Annotated in this window: 4 tRNA genes and 1 rRNA gene; all 5 read left to right on the top strand. The window is 48.3% G+C overall.

Going from position 1 to position 600, the window contains the following annotated elements:
- Nucleotides 1-91: 91 nt before the first annotated feature.
- A 5S ribosomal RNA gene (rrf, locus tag U860_RS0130215) occupies nt 92-207 on the top strand.
- Between the two features lie 4 nt (nt 208-211).
- Nucleotides 212-287 (top strand) — tRNA-Val (locus U860_RS0130210).
- A gap of 5 nt (nt 288-292) precedes the next feature.
- Nucleotides 293-368, top strand: a tRNA-Thr gene (locus U860_RS0130205).
- Between the two features lie 9 nt (nt 369-377).
- A tRNA-His gene (locus tag U860_RS0130200) sits at nt 378-453 on the top strand.
- A gap of 24 nt (nt 454-477) precedes the next feature.
- Nucleotides 478-558, top strand: a tRNA-Leu gene (locus U860_RS0130195).
- Nucleotides 559-600: the final 42 nt, after the last annotated feature.

The following is a 600-nucleotide window of genomic DNA, read 5'->3' as shown; positions in this document are numbered from 1 at the left end:
GCAATGTTATCTAGTTTTGAAAGAATATAAAAAACTTGTTGACTTTAAAAGTCGAATGAGTTATGATAATTCTTGTCTTAAATGAATACAGTCTGGTAATGATGGCAGAGAGGTCACACCCGTTCCCATACCGAACACGGAAGTTAAGCTCTCTAGCGCCGATGGTAGTTGGGACCTTGTCCCTGTGAGAGTAGGACGTTGCCAGGCAAATGGAGGATTAGCTCAGCTGGGAGAGCACCTGCCTTACAAGCAGGGGGTCGGCGGTTCGATCCCGTCATCCTCCACCATTCTAGCCGACTTAGCTCAATTGGTAGAGCAACTGACTTGTAATCAGTAGGTTGGGGGTTCAAGTCCTCTAGTCGGCACCAGCAACTATGGCGGTTGTGGCGAAGTGGTTAACGCACCGGATTGTGGCTCCGGCATTCGTGGGTTCGATTCCCATCAGTCGCCCCATTTTTCCTTTAAAAATTATAATATGCGGGTGTGGCGGAATTGGCAGACGCACCAGACTTAGGATCTGGCGCCTTTGGCGTGGGGGTTCGACTCCCTTCACCCGCACTTTCAATAAAATAACTCATAACATGTCTTGCGGAAGTAGTT

Source organism: Bacillus sp. H1a (genome assembly GCF_000633475.1).
GTDB classification, from domain to species: Bacteria; Bacillota; Bacilli; order Bacillales; family Bacillaceae_G; genus Bacillus_A; species Bacillus_A paramycoides.
The sequence above is the reverse complement of the archived record's forward strand: the minus strand, read 5'-3'. Positions and strand labels throughout refer to the sequence as shown.